Origin of the sequence: Flavobacterium sp., assembly GCF_036782315.1 — a bacterium.
In the GTDB taxonomy this organism is placed as follows: Bacteria; Bacteroidota; Bacteroidia; order Flavobacteriales; family Flavobacteriaceae; genus Flavobacterium.
On record NZ_DAIPZK010000008.1, the window covers coordinates 57,688 to 76,445 of the forward strand.

Below are 18,758 nucleotides of genomic sequence, written 5' to 3' on the forward strand. Positions count from 1 at the left end.
TTGTTGGTAATGAAATAAGAAAATAATTAAACAATATTTAAAAATGAAACAAATATTTTTTCTGATTGTGCTTTTTAGTTCTTTAGTGTTAAATGCTCAAGATAAAATTAATCAAATGGATGACAAAGGTAATCGTCATGGTTTGTGGAAAGGAACTTATAAAGAATCGAATCGTTTACGTTATGAAGGAACTTTTAATCATGGAAAAGAAACGGGAATTTTTAAGTATTATGACGATACAAAAGCAGGAACAGTAATTGCAACTAGAGATTTTTCAAAGGGAGACGGTTCATGTTATGCTGTTTTTTTTGATCAAAAAGGAAATAAAGTGAGCGAAGGTATTTTGTTGAATAAACTTCCAGAAGGCGAATGGAAATATTATCATTTTGAATCGAAACAGTTAATGTCGCAAGAATTCTATAAAAATGGGAAATTAGATGGTGTTAGAAAAGTTTTTTACAAAGACGGAACTGTAGCAGAAGAAACCAATTATAAAAACGGTATAAAAGAAGGAAATTCGAAAACCTATTCTGAAAAAGGACAACTTTTAGAAGCTCATGTTTATAAAAACGGACAATATGAAGGCGTAGCTTCTTATTATGATGGTTTAGGAAATAAAATGTATGAAGGAAATTATGTTAATGGAAAGCGCGTAGGAACATGGAAATTTTTTGAAAAGAACAAAGTAATCAAAGAAGTAAAAGCGGCTAAATTTAGCCAAGAGTTAATAAAATACGAGCAACGAAATACTAAAGAAGTATCAAAAACGCTCGAACAATTGAAACAAGAAAAAGGAGGACAAGAATAAATGAAACGTGTAGTAGTAGGACTTTCAGGAGGGGTAGATTCAAGTGTAGCTGCTTATTTGTTGAAAGAACAAGGATACGAAGTCATTGGACTATTCATGAAAAATTGGCACGATGATTCCGTTACAATATCTAATGAGTGTCCGTGGTTAGAAGATAGTAATGATGCTTTATTAGTAGCCGAAAAATTGGGAATTCCTTTCCAAACAGTTGATTTATCAGAACAATATAAAGAGAAGATAGTTGATTACATGTTCAATGAATACGAAAAAGGAAGAACTCCAAATCCTGACGTATTGTGTAACCGAGAAATTAAGTTTGATGTTTTTATGAAAATTGCTATGTCATTAGGAGCTGATTATGTGGCAACTGGACATTATTGCAGAAAAGGAACCATCATAAAAGACGGAAAAGAAGTGTATCAATTGTTAGCAGGTAAAGACAACAATAAAGATCAATCGTATTTTCTTTGCCAATTATCACAAGAGCAACTTTCCAAAGCATTGTTTCCAATTGGTGAATTAACAAAGCCAGAAGTTCGGGAAATTGCAGCCAAATTAGATTTAATTACAGCAGAAAAGAAAGATTCGCAAGGGCTTTGCTTTATCGGAAAAGTACGTTTACCTGAATTTTTGCAACAAAAATTACAACCAAAAGAGGGTGTAATTATTGAAATTCCAGCCGAAGCTGATATATATAATCAAGAAAAACCTTCATTTACATCTGAAGAAGAAGAATTTGCATTCGAATCAAGAAGAATTGATTATTTAAAAGTGCCAGGAAAAGTTATGGGCAAACATCAAGGTGCTCATTACTTTACAAAAGGACAACGTAAAGGTTTAAATGTTGGAGGAACAAAAGAACCTTTATTTATTATTGAAATCGATGTTGAAAAGAATATTGTATATACAGGGCAAGGAAACCAACATCCAGGTTTGTTTAAAAAAGCACTATTTATTGCAAATGATGAAATACATTGGATAAGAGAAGATTTAGCCTTGAAAGAAGGTGAAAAAATGGAAGTAATGGCAAGAATTCGTTACCGTCAACCTTTACAAAAAGCGACTTTACATCAATTCAAAGACGGCATGTATGTAGTATTTGAGCACCCGCAATCTGCCATTACAGAAGGACAATTTGTGGCTTGGCATTGGAATGATGAAATTTTAGGAAGTGGTGTTATTGCGTAATATTTTGATTTCATGAATTTTTTCTACATCATTTCAGGATTAGCTTTATTAGTTTTAGGAGGAAACTGGTTATTAAAATCAGCAGTTGGTTTATCTCTTAAATTCAATATTTCAAAGATTATTGTTGGTTTAACAATAGTTTCTTTTGCCACATCTGCACCTGAAATGATTGTAAGTATCAAAGCGGCTCTAGCAGGTTATTCTGATATTGCTTTAGGGAATATTGTGGGTTCAAACATTGCTAATATTGGACTTGTTCTAGGAATCATACTACTAATAAATGCAATTAATTTAGAAAGTTCTTTTTTAAAATCAGATTGGCCAGTAGCTATGATAGCTACTATTTTGTTGTTTTTCTTTCTAATTATCGATGGCGTTTTAAGTAGAACCGAAGGATTTATTTTTGTCATAATTTTAATTCTTTATTTGCTTTATTTAATTAAAACAAATACTAAAATTGAAGTAGACGAAATTCACCCCGATTTAGAAAATGTCGAGAAACTATCTTATAAAACGATTTTTTTCTTTCTTATATTAGGGAGTGTTGGACTTTGGTTAGGTTCAGAATTATTAGTAAACGGAGCTGTTAATCTTGCAGAAAATTTAGGAGTAAGTAAACGAATTATAGCTATTACTGTAGTGTCTGTTGGAACAAGTATTCCAGAATTAGCATCTTCTGTAATAGCTTCACTGAAAAAAGAGAGTGCTATTTCGATTGGAAACATAATTGGATCTAATATATTTAATATTTTAAGTGTTTTAGGTTTAACTGTTCTAATCAAACCAATTGATAAAATTGATATTAGAATCTTAGATCAAGATATTTATTGGATGTTAGGGTTTGTATTTGTTTTACTACCGCTTGTTTTTTTACCTACGCGCAATAGTCTTAGTTTTAAAGAAGGAATTATTTTGTTATTAATGTATTGTGTCTTTGTTTATTCTACTATTTTTTAGAATATTCTATCATTTTTATTATATTTGAAATCATCATTATTAGAAAGTTATCTTAATCAAATACTAATTTTAGATTAGGTATTAACATACTCCTAAATGGGTAAGTTTTTAACTTTTTAATTAAAATTTTGCTTTTCAATTATGATAAAAAAAATACTTCTTCTTTTTGTTTTCCTAAATGTTTTTTTTGTTCAAGCACAAGAAGATGCTTGGGTATATTTTAATGATAAACCCGATGCTTCTTACTATTTAGCCAATCCTTTACAAATGTTGACTCAGAGAGCATTAGACAGGAGAACTTCACAAGGAATTTCGTTAGATAATTCAGATGTTCCCATAGCTCAAACATATATTAACCAGGTAGCCGCTTCCACTGGAATTACCGTTATGGCAAAATCAAAATGGTTGAATGCACTTCATGTAAGAGGAACTCAAGCTAATATTCAATTGCTAACCAATTTATCGTTTGTTAGCCATATACAGTTTGCAAATGCTAGTTTGAATTCTAGAAATAGTAACAATGCTAATAAATCAAAAGAACTTAAATCGGTAAATAAACAATTAGAAGCTTTAGTCAATTTTAATTATGGAGGTTCGGCAAATCAAATTCAAATGTTAAATGGTCATTTGTTACACCAACAAAATTTTACGGGTCAAGGTAAAATAGTAGCCATTATGGATGCTGGCTTTCCAGGAGTTAACACTGCCGCACCTTTTCAAAGATTACGAGATAATAACTTAATTTTAGGAGGTTATAATTTCCCCGACAGAAATACGTCGATATACACCAGAAATTCTCATGGAACTTCAGTTTTATCTTGTATGGCAGGTTATGTTGACAATCAATTAGTGGGAACCGCTCCAGATGCACAATACTATCTATTTATTACAGAAGATGTAAATTCAGAAAATCCTGTTGAAGAATCCTATTGGGTAGAAGCAGCTGAAATGGCTGATAGCTTAGGAGTTGACGTTATTAATACCTCTTTGGGTTACTTTGAATATGATAATCCTAATTATTCTTATTCGTATTCCGATATGAATGGTATCAAAACCTTTGCAGCAAGAGGTGCTGATAAAGCATTTTCAAAAGGAATGATTTGTGTTACAAGTGCCGGGAATTCAGGAAATTCGGCAAATCCTCATATTGCAACTCCTGCAGATGCAATAACAACATTGACTGTTGGTGCAGTAGATGCTTCTGAAAATTATGTTTCTTTTAGTTCAATTGGACCTTCTTTTGATGGAAGAGTTAAACCCGATGTTTGTGCAAAAGGTAGTGGAGCAACAGTTAGCACTTCATCAGGAACCATCACAACGGCTAACGGAACATCTTTTTCAAGTCCTATTTTAGCTGGAATGGTGACTACGTTTTGGTCAGCTGTTCCTAATATGACAAACACACAAATTGTTCAATTTGTGAAGCAATCAGCTGATTTGTATAATAATCCTACAATTTATAAAGGATATGGCGTGCCCGATTTTCAATTGGCTCTTACAAATGCTTTATCAACTAACAATTATGAAAATGATCTTGTTTTGTTATATCCAAATCCAGTGCAAGACAGACTTACGATTATAATTCCTAATTCAGAAACTCCAAGTCAATTTGTATTGTTCAATAATATTGGGCAACAAGTGGTATCGTTTTCAATTTCTGATACAAATTCAACAATATCGTTAGATAATTTGGCATCAGGGTTGTATTTTTACCAATTGAAAACTAAAAATAAAACATCTCAAGGAAAAGTACTGAAATTATAATGAATAAAATTACCCAACTCTTTAACATAAAATATCCTATTATTCAAGGCGGAATGATTTGGAACAGTGGTTACAAATTAGCAAGTGCGGTAAGTAACGCTGGTGGTTTAGGTTTAATTGGTGCTGGATCCATGTATCCAGAAGTGTTAAGAGAACACATTCAAAAATGTAAAAAAGCAACCGATAAACCTTTCGGAGTAAATGTTCCAATGTTATATCCGAACATTGAAGAAATCATGCAAATTCTAAAAGAAGAAGGTGTAAAAATTGTTTTTACATCAGCAGGAAATCCAAAAACTTGGACACCGTTTCTAAAAGAAAATGGCATAACAGTTGTACATGTAGTTAGTAGCTCAAAATTTGCTTTAAAAGCACAAGAAGCTGGAGTAGATGCTGTTGTAGCAGAAGGTTTTGAAGCTGGAGGTCATAATGGAAGAGAGGAAACCACAACTTTGACATTAATTCCAATGGTGCGCGAACAAATTTCGATACCATTAATTGCCGCTGGTGGAATTGCAACAGGTAGAGGTATGTTAGCAGCAATGACTTTAGGTGCTGATGGTGTTCAAATAGGAAGCCGTTTTGCTGCTTCAACTGAAAGTTCGGCTCATGATGAATTCAAAAGAACGATTGTAGAAACAGGTGAAGGTGATACGCAGTTAACATTAAAAGAATTAGCCCCTGTCCGTTTGATAAAAAATAAATTCTATCATGATGTTCAGGAATTATACACAAAATCTCCATCAAAAGAAGATTTAGAGAATTTGCTGGGAAAAAGAAGAGCAAAAAGAGGTATGTTTGAAGGCGATTTAGTTGAAGGCGAATTGGAAATTGGTCAAATCGCTGGATTAATCCACGATATTTTACCAGTTCAAACTATTGTTGATAACATCATTTCTGAATTTAACTTAGCTAAAAAAGAGGTAACAACCTTTGAATTTTAATCCAAAACAATACAAATGAAAATATTTAGATATTTACTATTAATTATATTTTTTGCTTCGGCAACTACTTACGCTCAAAAATACCGTTTTAAAACTTCGAGTTTTATGGTGAGCAATAAAGATAATAAAGGGAAATGGGGCGATTGGTCAAAACTCCAAAAAAGTGAAATGATTGTGCTTTTAGACATGGAAAACCATAGAATTGTGGTGTATTCTGAAGTAATTCAATTATTTTCTATTATGAAATATGGTGAACAAGTAGCTAAAGGTGACGATGATGTAGTTACTTTTAATTGTGTAGATAATAATGGAGTAGAGTGCATATTATCTATTTATACCCGAAAAAAACAAGGTAACCGAAATCAGTTATACATTACCTATCAAGATATGATTATTGCTTATAATATGACGGTGTTAGAAGATAAACCCACAAAGAAGAAATAATTTTCATATAAAATTTGAATGACTTTTTATTGAATGCAATAGAAAGTCATTTTTTTATTTATTAACATTCAATTTGCACCAAAAACGTACTTTTGTATAAAATAGTTTTAAAATGAAAAAAGTCTTAGCCTTATTAGTCATTCTAGTTTCTTTTTTAGGAACAGCACAAGATAAACCCAAATTAGTAGTAGGAATTGTTGTAGACCAAATGAAAATGGAATACTTGTATCGTTTTTCTAGCGATTTTTCAGAAAATGGTTTTAAACGATTAATGAAAGAAGGTTATACATTTCATAATGTTCATTATAACTACATGCCAACTTATACTGGTCCAGGACATGCTTCTATTTATACAGGAACAACGCCTGCAGTTCATGGAATTGTAGGTAACGAGTGGTTTAATAAAGCTACAGGAAAAGAAATGTATTGTACAGATGATGCAACGGTTTCAACAATTGGTGATGATTCTGAGAAAGAAGGAAAAATGTCACCTAGAAACTTGCAAAGTACAACTATAACAGATGAATTAAAGCTGTCAACTAACTTCAAAGGTAAAGTAATCGGAATCAGTATTAAAGACAGAGGAGCTATTTTGCCAGCAGGACATTTTGCAGATTGGGCATTTTGGTACAGTAAAACGGGAGCGTTTATCTCGAGTACCTATTATGGTGAAAAACTTCCCGATTGGGCAACGCAATTCAATGCTGAGAAAAATTATTTGAAGTATCTAAGTAAGAATTGGGAATTACTAAAACCAAAAGAAACCTACAACGAAAGTTTAACTGATAACAATCCATACGAAGGGAAATTGTACAAAAAAGCACCATTTATGCCGTACAATTTAAAAGACATGTACGATGCTAATGATGCTGGAGTATTACGTTCAACACCTTTTGGTAATAATTTGTTAGCTGATTTTGCTAAAAAAACTATCGAAAGTGAAAATTTAGGAAAAGACAATATCACCGATTTCTTAGCAGTAAGTTTTTCTTCAACAGATTACATCGGACATGTTTTAGGTCCTCGTTCTATCGAATTACAAGATACGTATTTGCGTTTAGACGAAACCATCGCTGATTTCTTGACTTATTTGGATAAAACAGTTGGAAAAGGAAATTACTTGGTTTTTTTAACGGCAGATCACGCTGGAGCGGAAAACGTTACGTATTTAAAAGATAATAAATACAAAGTTGATAACATCAATTACAAAAACATTCAAAAAGAGTTAAAAGAGTTTTCGGAAATGACATATGGCGAAGATTTGCTTTTGAATTACTCTAATTACAATGTGTTTTTTGATAAAACCAAAGTAAAAACAAAAGGCTTGAATTTACAAGAAGTAAAACAAACTTTCAAGGATTATTTACACAAACAAGACTACATCAAACGTGTTTATACCGAAGAAGAAATCACCAACGGAAATCCAAGTGATTATTATCTAGACTTCATTACAAAAGGCTATGACCCAACACAAAACGGAGAACTAATCATGATTTTAAAACCAGGCTATGTAGAATATTCTTCAACCGGAACAACACATGGCTCAGCTTATTCGTATGACACACACGTTCCGTTAATTTTCTTTGGTTGGAACATCAAAAAAGGACAAACCCACGATAGAAAAGAAATCACACAAATTGCTCCAACAGTTACCCAAATGCTGAAAATTACCATGCCAAATAGTTCTGATGGTAAGGTTTTGTTGGAGGTTTTGAGTAAGTAAACCATGGAGGCAAATTTAAATGGAACTTGGTTGTTTGTTAAAACTGGAAGTCATTACGGTAAAACAGATTTAATTGAATTTGATAATGATAATATTCTTCATTTTTCATTAGAGAAAAGTGATGATTTATTCCTTCATAAAGAGAGAAATCAGCTTTGGAATGAAAAGCTAGATGAAAAAGATTTTAAATTTCTGAATCTAAATAGAATTAGATTATTTAGAAAAGGAATTAAAAGAACTGTTAATAATTTTGATGAATCATCCACTTCAACAGAATGCATATTTGAATTAGATTATGAGAGATTGTTTCCAACTCAAACTGATTTATCAGAAGAAGAAATACAACTTTTAAAATTCGATTTTTCTTGGAATAATAATAAAAAAATTATTGTTTTTAATGAAATATTAGATTCACAAGTAATTCAAGAACTCAATAAAGACATGAATAGAACAGGAAGCAGAATTCTATTAGAGAGATTTAATGAAACACTATTTCTTTCATTTTATGATGATATTTATGTAGATATTCAAATACCAATTAAATATGTTGATTCTGAAATTATGATTCTTTACGGATTTCCAAATGAACCTTATGAAGTAACTTGTCAAGTAATAAAATAGAAAGCATCAAACTAAAATTTGATGCTTTTTTATTCGTGCTAATTCGTGAAATTCGTGTTTATACTTCAATCATCACTTGATTTCTCAAAATATCATCAAACGTTTCGCGTTCTCGGATTAACTGTCCTTTTCCGTCTTTCCAGAGCACTTCGGCTGGTTTTAGTCGTGAGTTGTAATTCGAAGCCATTGAAAAGCAATAAGCACCTGCGTTTCTAAAACATAAGATATCACCTTCGTGAATTTCAGTAATTCTACGATTGCTCGCAAAAGTGTCGGTTTCGCAGATATAGCCTACTACCGAGTAGTAACGCTCTTTTCCTTTTGGGTTAGATATATTTTCAATATGATGTTGCGCACCATATAACATTGGACGAATCAGATGGTTGAATCCTGAGTCAATTCCTGCAAAAACGGTTGAGGTGGTTTGTTTTACCACGTTTACTTTCGCTAAGAAATAACCAGCTTCGCTTACCAAGAATTTTCCAGGTTCAAAAGCTAAAGTTAATGGGCGACCATATTCTTTTTCGAAAGCTAAAAAGCGTTTCGTTAATTTTCTTCCAAATTCTTCTACATTAGTTTCGATATCTCCTTTTTTATATGGCACTTTGAATCCGCTTCCAAAATCGATAAAATCTAATTCGGGGAAATTTTTAGCCGTGTCGAATAAAATTTCGGCAGCGTATAAGAACACTTCCACATCTAAAATATCCGAACCCGTATGCATGTGAATTCCATTGATGTGCATTTTCGTGTTTTCAATAATTCTCAAAATATGAGGCAATTGATGAATCGAAATACCGAATTTACTATCAATATGTCCCACCGAAATATTCGCATTTCCGCCTGCCATTACATGAGGATTAATTCGAATACAAACAGGAACATTCGGATGTTTTGTTCCAAATTGCTCCAATATCGATAAATTATCAATGTTGATTTGAACCCCTAATTGCGCTACTTCTTCAATTTCTTCCATCGAAACGCCATTTGGTGTATAAATGATGTCTCTTGGTTCAACACCAGCATGTAAACCTAATTGCACTTCTTGTAAAGAAACCGTATCCAATCCAGAGCCTAAACTTTTTAAGTATTTCAAAACAGAAACATTCGATAAAGCTTTAACTGCATAATGTATTTTAAAACGTTCTACTTTGTTAAAGGCGTTTTGTAATCGATTGTATTGAATGGCAATTTTTTCCGCATCGTATACGTATAACGGACTCCCAAATTCTGTTGCTAATTGTTGTAATACCTCTGGTTTCATTATTTTTTAATTTGATGCAAAAGTAAATCAATATTTAAGCTTTACAATTTTTACAACAATTATTAACAAAAAATAACAAAATGTTTTATTTGCAACATTTGACTTTTTAGGGTTCAAAATACTATAAGAATATGTATATCAAATTCCCAAATAAAACGAAAAAAAGTTAGTCCATTAAAAATTACTTTGCTATTTTTGTGGCACTTTTTTAAACAAGATAAACGCATAACAATTATGAACATACACGAATATCAGGGTAAAGAAATCCTAGCTAGTTATGGAGTACGTGTTCAACGCGGTATTGTTGCAAACAATCCAGTTGAAGCGGTAGCTGCAGCAAAACAATTAACTGCTGAAACAGGTACAAGTTGGTACGTAGTAAAAGCGCAAATCCATGCTGGAGGTAGAGGAAAAGGTGGAGGAGTTAAGTTAGCTAAAAACTTAGACCAAGTAACTGAAATTTCTGAGCAAATCATCGGAATGCAGTTAGTTACACCACAAACTCCACCAGAAGGAAAAACAGTTCACAAAGTATTAATTGCTGAAGACGTATATTATCCTGGTGAAAGTGAAACTTCTGAATTTTATGTTTCTGTATTATTAAACAGAGCTACTGGTCGTAATATGATTATGTATTCTACTGAAGGTGGAATGGATATCGAAGAAGTGGCTGAGCATACACCACACTTAATCTTCACTGAAGAAATCGATCCTGCTTACGGATTACAAGGTTTCCAAGCTAGAAAAATTGCTTTTAATTTAGGTTTATCTGGTGAAGCTTTCAAAGAAATGGTGAAATTTATCGATGCTTTATACAAAGCGTATATCGGTTCTGATTCATCTATGTTTGAAATCAACCCAGTATTAAAAACATCTGACAATAAAATCTTAGCAGTTGATGCTAAAGTAAACATCGACGATAACGCTTTATTCAGACAACCAAAATATGCTGAAATGCGTGATGTAAGAGAAGAAAATCCAATTGAAGTTGAAGCTAAAGAAGTAGGATTAAACTACGTAGATTTAGATGGAACTGTAGGTTGTATGGTAAACGGAGCTGGTTTAGCAATGGCTACAATGGATTTAATTAAATATGCAGGTTTTGAACCAGCAAACTTCTTAGATGTAGGAGGAACTGCTGATGCGAAACGTGTTGAAACAGCTTTCCGTATTATCTTAAAAGATCCAAACGTAAAAGCTATTTTAATTAACATTTTTGGAGGTATCGTTCGTTGTGATCGTGTGGCTCAAGGTGTTGTAGATGCTTACAAAAACATGGGCGACGCTATTCAAGTGCCAATCATTGTACGTTTACAAGGAACAAATGCAGAAATTGCTAAAGAATTAATTGATAATTCAGGTATGCCAATTTTATCTGCAGTTCAATTCCAAGAAGCAGCTGATCAAGTAAAAGCAGCTTTATCTTAATCGAATTTAAAATTAAATCATAAAGGAACTCTCAGATTTGTCTGGGAGTTTTTTGTTTTTAAAGGCTCAATATTTTTTAAACTTCAAAGGATTTCTTACATTAGCAATTCAATTTATATACCATGATTTCAGAAGTTCAATTTCAAAAAGAATTAGAATTAATAATAAGTAATGCCATTCGTGAAGATGTGGGTGATGGCGATCATAGTTCGTTAGCTTGTATTCCATCATCAGCGCAAGGAAAAGCAAAGTTATTAGTTAAAGATGAAGGAATTATTGCGGGTGTAGCATTTGCCAAAATGATATTTAACTTTGTTGATAAAGAAATGAAAGTGGAAACGTTTATCAATGATGGTGAAAGAGTAAAACATGGTGATGTTGTTTTTCATGTTTCAGGAAGTTCGCAATCAATTTTGAAAGCAGAGCGTTTGGTTTTGAATTCAATGCAACGAATGAGTTCTATAGCAACAAAAACTAAAATGTTTGTTGATTTAGTTAATGGAACTAAAACTAAAGTTTTAGATACTAGAAAAACAACACCAGGTATTCGTGCTATTGAAAAGTGGGCTGTGAAAATTGGAGGTGGTGAAAATCATCGTTTTGCGTTGTACGATATGATTATGTTGAAAGATAATCATATTGACTTTGCTGGAGGAATTCCACAAGCAATTGCTAAAACTAAGCAATATTTAATAGACAATAATAAAGATTTAAAAATCATAGTTGAAGCCAGAAATTTAGACGAAGTACAACAAATATTAGATGCTGGTGGGGTTTACAGAATACTTTTAGATAATTTCGATTACGAAACTACTAAGAAAGCAGTGGCTATGATTGGAAACCAATGTTTAACGGAATCTTCGGGAAATATCAATGAAAAAACCATTCGTCATTATGCGGAATGTGGCGTTGATTTTATTTCATCTGGGGCTTTGACACATTCGGTTTATAATATGGATTTAAGTTTAAAAGCGATTTAATATATGTCGGAAGAAATAGAAAATAAACTCAATAAAATTCCTGTTGTAAAGCAAGTAGTTTCGCTTACAAAAGCCATAAAGTTGAAATCTTTAGAAGGGTTATCACTTTATGATATTTTGGAACTATATGTTTTAGGAATTTTTAAAGGTGCTTTTTCGTACAGAGCAAGTGCAATTGCGTTTAGTTTCTTCATGGCATTATTTCCCTTTGCTTTATTTATTTTGAATTTAATTCCTTTTATTCCATTAGAAAATTTTCAAGCCGACTTTTTAGAGTTTGTAGAAGAAGGAGTTCCACCGAATACCTATGATGCAATCGAAATGATATTAAAAGATATTATGGGAACTAGTCATCAAGGTTTGCTTTCTTCTGGTTTTATACTTTCTATTTTGTTAATGACTAATGGAGTTAATGCCATTTTAGGTGGATTTGAAATGTCTGCTCATATCACTATTACAAGAGGTTTTTTTAGACAATATTTTGTTTCTTTAGCTTTATCGTTAGTGTTGTCCATGATTTTATTAATTACTGTTGCAGCTATTGTTATTGCTGAGGTAATGATTCAAAAAATCAATATTCGAGGTTATGTAGCGGATGTTTCTGTGATTGAGTGGAGTAGATATGGGTTTATTCTTTTAATGATTTTAATTACAACCTCTATATTGTATAAATACGGAGCAAAAGAAACTTCAAGTATGGCTTTTATTAGCTATGGTGCGGTTTTTACAACTGTTTTAATTATTCTTTCTTCTTATATTTTCGGAATTTACGTAACTAAATTTGCTAAGTACAATGAATTGTATGGTTCAATTGGTACACTTCTTGTTTTAATGTTTTATATCTGGATAAATTGCATGGTGTTGTTATTAGGATTTGAACTAAATGCAACAATTTCCAAATTGAAAAGAAAAAATTTATATATTTAACCAAACTAAAAAATTAGATTATGAGAAAACAAGTGATTACATTTTTGATGCTTATGGTAACTGTTTTTACAGTAAATGCACAACAAACAGTTTCAGGAGTAAAAGTTGATTCTAAATTAAATTTAGAAGGTCAAAATTTAGTTCTTAACGGAGCTGGAACTCGTGTTAAAATGTTTATGGATATGTATGTTGGAGCATTGTACTTAGAGAAAAAGAGTTCAAATGCAAATGAGATTATCAACAGTAAAGATGCAGCAGCTATCAAATTAAACATTGTATCGGGTTTAATTACTTCTGATAAAATGGTTTCTGCTATTAACGAAGGTTTTGAAAATTCTACAGGAAAAAAGACAGCACCTTTAAAAGCAAAAATTGATAAATTTAAAGGTTTCTTCAAAGAAGAAATTAAAAAAGGGGATGTATTTGTTATCATTTACAATCCAGAAGATGGTGTAGTGGTTTATAAAAATGGAACTAAAAAAGGGAGTATTGACGGACACGATTTCAAAAAAGCCTTATTCGGAATTTGGTTATGCGACAAGCCAGCTGATAAAGGATTAAAAGATGAAATGTTAGGAAAATAATTCCAACTAAATAAAAAACTAAGCGTTCTCAATTGAGGACGCTTTTTTGTAAATAAAACTTCTATCTTCGAGTTTCCAAAATCCATCTTTCAAACATCTTTTCTCTTTTTTCTTTTCTCTATTCTCTTTTTCCAACTATATTTGTTCTATGCTGTATTTTATCGAAGTTGTTTTGCCGTTAGCAGTTTCCAAAACTTTTACCTATCAGGTTTCGGAAGCGGAATTTCACTACATTCAAATTGGAATGCGAGTGGCAGTTCCATTTGGTAAAACTAAGATTTATACTGCTTTGGTGTTAAATAAAACAAATACGCCACCTCAATTATACGAAGCCAAAGAAATTCATCAAATTTTAGATGAAAAACCTGTTGTAAATAAACATCAAATTGAGCATTGGAAATGGATTGCTTCCTATTATATGTGTTCGCTAGGCGAAGTGTTTAGGAGTGCATTGCCTTCAGGATACATTTTGGAAAGTGAAACGATTATTTCGGCAAAAGAAAATGTCGAAATCAATTCTGATGAACTCAAAGATGATGAATATCTAATTTTAGAAGCTTTAAAAAGTCAATCTTCAATATCAGTTCAAGAAGTAATAAAAATTTTAGGAAAGAAAACGGTTTTTCCAATCATCAATCGACTATTAGCAAAAGGCGCATTAGTATTGCAAGAAGAAATTTCGGAGCAATACAAACCAAAATTAGTTCGCTATATCAGATTGCAACAAGAATTTCTGCAACAAGAACGATTGGCTGAATTATTAGAAGTTTTGTTCAAAGCCAAAAAGCAACGCGAGTTAGTTCTGCATTATTTTCAATTACAGGCACGAGAAAAAACCCCAATTTCTGTAAAAAAACTAATTGAAACGTCAGGAAGTTCTGTAGCAATTGTAAAATCATTGGTAGATAAAACAATTTTTGAAGAGTATTACATTGCACAAGATAGAGTTACTTTCAATAAAGAAGACGATAGTCAGTTTACTTTAAGTGAAGCCCAACAAGTAGCATTCGATAGCATTCAAGAAAATTTTAAAACTTTTGATGTAAATTTATTACACGGAGTTACCGCTTCAGGTAAAACCGAAATTTATATCAAACTATTAGAGCAATATATTAAGGAAGGAAAGCAAGTATTGTTTTTATTGCCAGAAATCGCTCTAACCACTCAATTGGTGCAACGATTAACAGCTTATTTCGGAAATGAAGTGGCGGTTTTTCATTCGAAATATACTAATAACGAGCGTATTGAAGTTTGGAATCAAGTCTTAGAAAATTCGTCAAAAGCAAAAGTAGTTATTGGAGTTCGAAGCGCTTTGTTTCTTCCTTTTTCTAATTTAGGATGCATTATTGTAGATGAGGAACACGAGCAAACCTTTAAACAACAAGATCCAGCTCCAAGATATCACGCCCGTGATGCGGCTATAGTTTTAGCCAAACAACACGGAGCTAAAGTAGTTTTAGGAAGTGCTACGCCATCTTTGGAAACCTATTATAATGTGCAGTCAAAAAAATACGGTTTAACTGAATTGAAAGTACGCTTTGGGAATGTTGTTTTACCCGAAATTCAATTGGTCGATTTGAAAGATAAATATTTCAGAAAGAAAATGTCGGGACATTTTTCAGATGAATTATTAGAAGCAATTACGGAAACCTTATCAAAAGGCGAACAAGTTATTTTATTTCAAAACAGAAGAGGATTTTCTCCTTATGTGGAATGTATGACGTGTGGTCATGTGCCACATTGTCCAAGTTGCGATGTGAGCTTAACGTATTACAAATTCAAAAATCAATTGCGTTGTCATTATTGTGGTCATTCAATTGCAAATCCTACACATTGTCATAGTTGTCAATCAGTTGATTTAACTACTAAAGGTTTCGGAACTGAACAAATTGAAATGGAATTGAAAGCCCTTTTCCCAGAGAAAAATATTGGACGAATGGATCAAGATACGACTCGAGGAAAGTTTGGCTTCGAAAAAATTATCGATTCTTTCAAAAATAGAGAAATCGATGTTTTGGTAGGAACGCAAATGTTAGCCAAAGGTTTAGATTTTGATAATGTAACTTTGGTTGGAATTCTAAATGCTGATAATTTGTTGAATCAGCCCAATTTCAGGGCTTACGAAAGAGCGTATCAAATGATGATGCAAGTTTCGGGCAGGGCAGGACGTTCGGAGAAAAAAGGGAAAGTGGTTATTCAAACGTATAATCCATATCATAATACCATTCAACAAGTTTTAGGTAATGATTATATAGGAATGTATAGAGAGCAAATTTACGAACGCCAGAATTTTAAATATCCGCCATTCTTTAGATTGGTTAAACTTACATTAAAACATCGTGATTTTGATAAATTGAAAGAAGGTTCTATGTGGTTGTATAATGTGTTGTCTCAAAATTTAGATATGCCAGTTTTAGGACCAGAAGAGCCAGCGATTAATAGAATCCGAAATGAATATATTCGCACGATTATGGTTAAAATTCCGGTTCAGAAGCATTTGGGTAATACTAAAAAAAATATTGCGAAAGTGCTCATGAGTTTTGAAGCAGTTCCGCAATATCGTTCTATTAAGACCAAAGTGGATGTTGATGTATATTAAGCGTTTTCAATTGCTTTTACAATTTCTTCTTTTTTATTTCGACTCAAAGGAATTTTAGTATTTCCAATTTCGGCAAACTTACTATTGAATTTCTCCACTCGGTCTAAATTAATAATGTACGATTTGTGTACACGTATAAATTTACCTTCTGGAAGCTCTTTTTCAAAACCTTTCATGGTTGATAATACTAAATGACTTTCATCATCAGTTACTACTTTAATGTAATCGCCATATGCTTCAATCCATTTAATTTTAGAAACATATACCTTTAGTTTCTTTAAATTACTTTTGATTACAATACTTTCGCCATGTTCCTCATGGTTTTCGTAACGTAATGCGTGAAGTTCAGTTGCTTTTTTTACCGCTTTATTAAAACGTTCTTTTGAAATAGGTTTTTGAAGAAAATCAGTTGCTTCATAATCAAAGGCTTTTACTGCATAGTCCGCTTTTGAAGTAATGAATATAATTTGAGGTTTAGTTTTTAATCCGTCTAATAAGTCAAAACCATTTATTAGTGGCATTTCGATGTCTAAAAAGATAAGATCGATTGTATTGTTGTTAATGCAATTCTTTGCCTCTAGAGCATTGGCAAAATCTCCTACTAAGTTTAATAATGTTGATTCGTTAACTAATTTTGTGATGGTAATTCTTTGAATAGCACTATCATCAACAACGATACAATTCAACTTCATGGGCATATATTTTTTTATAGTTTGTTAAAAGTAGAACAATTATTACAAATACACAAGTTTTTTTAATAAAAATTAATAACATGTTATACTTGTTATTTTAAATAAAAGTATTATTTTTGCACCCAATTTTATAACAATAAATATAAAGATTATGAATCATTATGAAACTGTTTTCATCTTGAATCCCGTTTTATCTGAGCAACAGGTAAAGGAAACAGTAAGCAAGTTTGAAGATTTTCTTACTTCTAAAGGGGCTGAGATGGTATCGAAAGAAGATTGGGGCTTAAAAAAATTAGCTTACGAAATTCAACACAAGAAAAGTGGATTTTACCACTTATTCGAATTCAAAGCACCTGCTAACATTATTGCAGCATTTGAAACTGAATTCCGTCGTGACGAGCGTGTAATGCGTTTCTTAACTGTGACTTTAGACAAACACGCTGTAGCATGGGCAGAAAGAAGAAGAGCTAAATTAAAATCTAAAACTAACTAATTATGTCTACTTTAGAGCAATCTGCAAAAGGAAAAAAAGACGGAGATATCAGATATCTTACGCCTTTAAATATAGATACAAACAAAACTAAAAAATACTGTCGTTTCAAAAAATCAGGTATTAAATATATCGATTATAAAGACGCAGACTTTTTATTAAAATTCGTTAACGAGCAAGGTAAAATTTTACCAAGACGTTTAACAGGTACTTCGTTAAAATACCAAAGAAAAGTTTCTGTAGCTGTTAAAAGAGCTCGTCACTTAGCTTTAATGCCATACGTGGCCGATTTATTAAAATAATAATTAACAAATAGTTGTTGCCTCGCTTTGGGCGGGCTAACTTCTACTAAAAAGGACAACAACATGGAACTTATCTTAAAACAAGACGTTCAAAATTTAGGATTTAAAGACGATGTAGTAACTGTGAAAAACGGATACGGTCGTAACTATTTAATTCCACAAGGTTTTGCTATTTTAGCAACTCCTTCAGCTAAAAAAGTATTAGCTGAAAACTTAAAGCAAAAAGCTCACAAAGAAGCTAAAATTGTTGCAGATGCAAAATCGTTAGCTGAGGCTTTAAAAGCTTTAGAAATTAAAATTACTGCTAAAGCAGGTGGTGATAAATTGTTTGGTTCAGTTACTAGTGCTAACATCGTGGAAGCATTAGAAGCTAACGGACATTCTATCGATAAAAAATTCATCACTAGTGGTGTTGTTAAACGTGTAGGTAAATATACTGCTACAGTTAGATTACACAGAGATGTTATCGTAGAATTACCATATGAAATCGTAGGCGAAAAAGCTTAATTTTTCTAAAATAATAAATTAGCTCCGATTTTTTCGGGGCTTTTTTTTTATATTTACTTTATGAAATACGCAAGATTAACTAAAGAGCAATTAGAAGAATTGCATCCTGAATTTATTAACTTTTTAGCTACACAATCCATTGATAAAATCGAATGGGATGATATTAAAAAAAATCGCCCTCATGTAGCTGAACAAGAAATTGATGTTTTTTCCGATTTAATTTGGGAAAAAGCGTTGACTAATGTAACACACATTGATCATTTTTCTAAAAACTATATCTTCCTTTTCAAGTGTTTGCCAGAGGTTGTGTATTCCTTTGTGATTAAAACAAATAATCCAGAAATTGATTTTGTTTCCGCAGATGGGATTAATTGGTTATCAGAAAATCTTTTTTCTGATGATGTGGAGATTACACGTGGCAGAAAAGATATAGCAACTAACCGTAATGAATCATTGTTTGAGATTATTAAACAAGGAGGAATTATCAGCAAAGGAGAATTATTTACAAAATTAGAAAGCCTAATCAATCCATAATA

19 protein-coding genes are annotated in these 18,758 nt (G+C 32.0%); 17 read left to right on the top strand and 2 right to left on the bottom strand.

Features of this window, described 5'->3' with window-relative positions; translation table 11 throughout:
- Nucleotides 1–43: 43 nt before the first annotated feature.
- The 8 genes from V7P59_RS08325 to V7P59_RS08360 all read left to right on the top strand — a co-directional run bounded on the left by V7P59_RS08325 (nucleotide 44) and on the right by V7P59_RS08360 (nucleotide 8,449).
- The gene (locus tag V7P59_RS08325; RefSeq protein WP_333809698.1) at nucleotides 44–808 is read left to right on the top strand and encodes a toxin-antitoxin system YwqK family antitoxin; all 765 of its coding nucleotides are present in this window, start codon (nucleotides 44–46) and stop codon (nucleotides 806–808) included.
- The gene (gene mnmA, locus V7P59_RS08330; RefSeq protein WP_333809699.1) at nucleotides 809–1,996 is read left to right on the top strand and encodes a tRNA 2-thiouridine(34) synthase MnmA; all 1,188 of its coding nucleotides are present in this window, start codon (nucleotides 809–811) and stop codon (nucleotides 1,994–1,996) included. It begins immediately after the preceding gene.
- 12 nt (nucleotides 1,997–2,008) lie between these two features.
- Entirely contained in the window at nucleotides 2,009–2,953 is a 945-nt protein-coding gene (locus tag V7P59_RS08335) for a calcium/sodium antiporter (protein WP_333809700.1), read from the top strand.
- Nucleotides 2,954–3,094: 141 nt separating this feature from the next.
- The gene (locus V7P59_RS08340; RefSeq protein ID WP_333809701.1) at nucleotides 3,095–4,717 is read left to right on the top strand and encodes a S8 family serine peptidase; all 1,623 of its coding nucleotides are present in this window, start codon (nucleotides 3,095–3,097) and stop codon (nucleotides 4,715–4,717) included.
- On the top strand, nucleotides 4,717–5,661 hold the full coding sequence (locus V7P59_RS08345) for an NAD(P)H-dependent flavin oxidoreductase (RefSeq protein ID WP_333809702.1): 945 nt from the start codon (nucleotides 4,717–4,719) through the stop codon (nucleotides 5,659–5,661). The genes V7P59_RS08340 and V7P59_RS08345 overlap by 1 nt, the downstream gene beginning before the upstream one ends.
- Nucleotides 5,662–5,676: 15 nt before the next feature.
- Nucleotides 5,677–6,105 (top strand): hypothetical protein, encoded by a 429-nt coding sequence (locus V7P59_RS08350; protein ID WP_333809703.1) that lies wholly within the window; start codon nucleotides 5,677–5,679, stop codon nucleotides 6,103–6,105.
- Nucleotides 6,106–6,217: 112 nt separating this feature from the next.
- Complete coding sequence (gene pafA, locus V7P59_RS08355; RefSeq protein WP_333809704.1) at nucleotides 6,218–7,828, top strand: alkaline phosphatase PafA; 1,611 nt, start codon at nucleotides 6,218–6,220, stop codon at nucleotides 7,826–7,828.
- Between the two features lie 3 nt (nucleotides 7,829–7,831).
- Nucleotides 7,832–8,449, top strand: a complete 618-nt coding sequence (locus V7P59_RS08360; protein ID WP_333809705.1) for a hypothetical protein — start codon at nucleotides 7,832–7,834, stop codon at nucleotides 8,447–8,449.
- Between the two features lie 58 nt (nucleotides 8,450–8,507).
- On the opposite strand, the gene lysA is transcribed toward V7P59_RS08360, so the two are convergent.
- Nucleotides 8,508–9,713: a diaminopimelate decarboxylase gene (lysA, locus tag V7P59_RS08365; RefSeq protein ID WP_333809706.1), complete on the bottom strand. Its 1,206-nt coding sequence runs from the start codon at nucleotides 9,711–9,713 to the stop codon at nucleotides 8,508–8,510.
- A 234-nt stretch (nucleotides 9,714–9,947) separates the two neighbouring features.
- Between lysA and sucC the strand changes: the two genes are divergently transcribed.
- The 5 genes from sucC to priA all read left to right on the top strand — a co-directional run bounded on the left by sucC (nucleotide 9,948) and on the right by priA (nucleotide 16,231).
- The gene (gene sucC / locus V7P59_RS08370; RefSeq protein WP_333809707.1) at nucleotides 9,948–11,141 is read left to right on the top strand and encodes an ADP-forming succinate--CoA ligase subunit beta; all 1,194 of its coding nucleotides are present in this window, start codon (nucleotides 9,948–9,950) and stop codon (nucleotides 11,139–11,141) included.
- Between the two features lie 122 nt (nucleotides 11,142–11,263).
- On the top strand, nucleotides 11,264–12,121 hold the full coding sequence (gene nadC, locus V7P59_RS08375) for a carboxylating nicotinate-nucleotide diphosphorylase (RefSeq protein ID WP_333809708.1): 858 nt from the start codon (nucleotides 11,264–11,266) through the stop codon (nucleotides 12,119–12,121).
- Between the two features lie 3 nt (nucleotides 12,122–12,124).
- A complete protein-coding gene (locus tag V7P59_RS08380; protein WP_333809709.1) occupies nucleotides 12,125–13,048 on the top strand; it encodes a YihY/virulence factor BrkB family protein in 924 nt (307 codons plus the stop codon).
- 20 nt (nucleotides 13,049–13,068) lie between these two features.
- Nucleotides 13,069–13,632: a chalcone isomerase family protein gene (locus tag V7P59_RS08385; RefSeq protein ID WP_333809710.1), complete on the top strand. Its 564-nt coding sequence runs from the start codon at nucleotides 13,069–13,071 to the stop codon at nucleotides 13,630–13,632.
- 148 nt (nucleotides 13,633–13,780) lie between these two features.
- Entirely contained in the window at nucleotides 13,781–16,231 is a 2,451-nt protein-coding gene (gene priA / locus V7P59_RS08390; RefSeq protein WP_333809711.1) for a replication restart helicase PriA, read from the top strand.
- Here the strand turns inward: priA and V7P59_RS08395 are convergent.
- Nucleotides 16,228–16,923, bottom strand: a complete 696-nt coding sequence (locus tag V7P59_RS08395) for a LytR/AlgR family response regulator transcription factor (protein ID WP_111565617.1) — start codon at nucleotides 16,921–16,923, stop codon at nucleotides 16,228–16,230. The genes priA and V7P59_RS08395 overlap by 4 nt on opposite strands.
- Before the next feature lie 151 nt (nucleotides 16,924–17,074).
- Between V7P59_RS08395 and rpsF the strand changes: the two genes are divergently transcribed.
- The 4 genes from rpsF (at nucleotide 17,075) to V7P59_RS08415 (ending at nucleotide 18,756) form a co-directional block, all read left to right on the top strand.
- Nucleotides 17,075–17,416, top strand: a complete 342-nt coding sequence (gene rpsF / locus V7P59_RS08400) for a 30S ribosomal protein S6 (protein WP_333809712.1) — start codon at nucleotides 17,075–17,077, stop codon at nucleotides 17,414–17,416.
- A gap of 2 nt (nucleotides 17,417–17,418) precedes the next feature.
- Complete coding sequence (rpsR, locus tag V7P59_RS08405) at nucleotides 17,419–17,715, top strand: 30S ribosomal protein S18 (RefSeq protein WP_008253655.1); 297 nt, start codon at nucleotides 17,419–17,421, stop codon at nucleotides 17,713–17,715.
- Nucleotides 17,716–17,778: 63 nt separating this feature from the next.
- Complete coding sequence (gene rplI / locus V7P59_RS08410; RefSeq protein ID WP_333809713.1) at nucleotides 17,779–18,222, top strand: 50S ribosomal protein L9; 444 nt, start codon at nucleotides 17,779–17,781, stop codon at nucleotides 18,220–18,222.
- Between the two features lie 60 nt (nucleotides 18,223–18,282).
- Nucleotides 18,283–18,756 (top strand): DUF6495 family protein, encoded by a 474-nt coding sequence (locus V7P59_RS08415; RefSeq protein ID WP_333809714.1) that lies wholly within the window; start codon nucleotides 18,283–18,285, stop codon nucleotides 18,754–18,756.
- The last annotated feature ends 2 nt before the right edge of the window (nucleotides 18,757–18,758 follow it).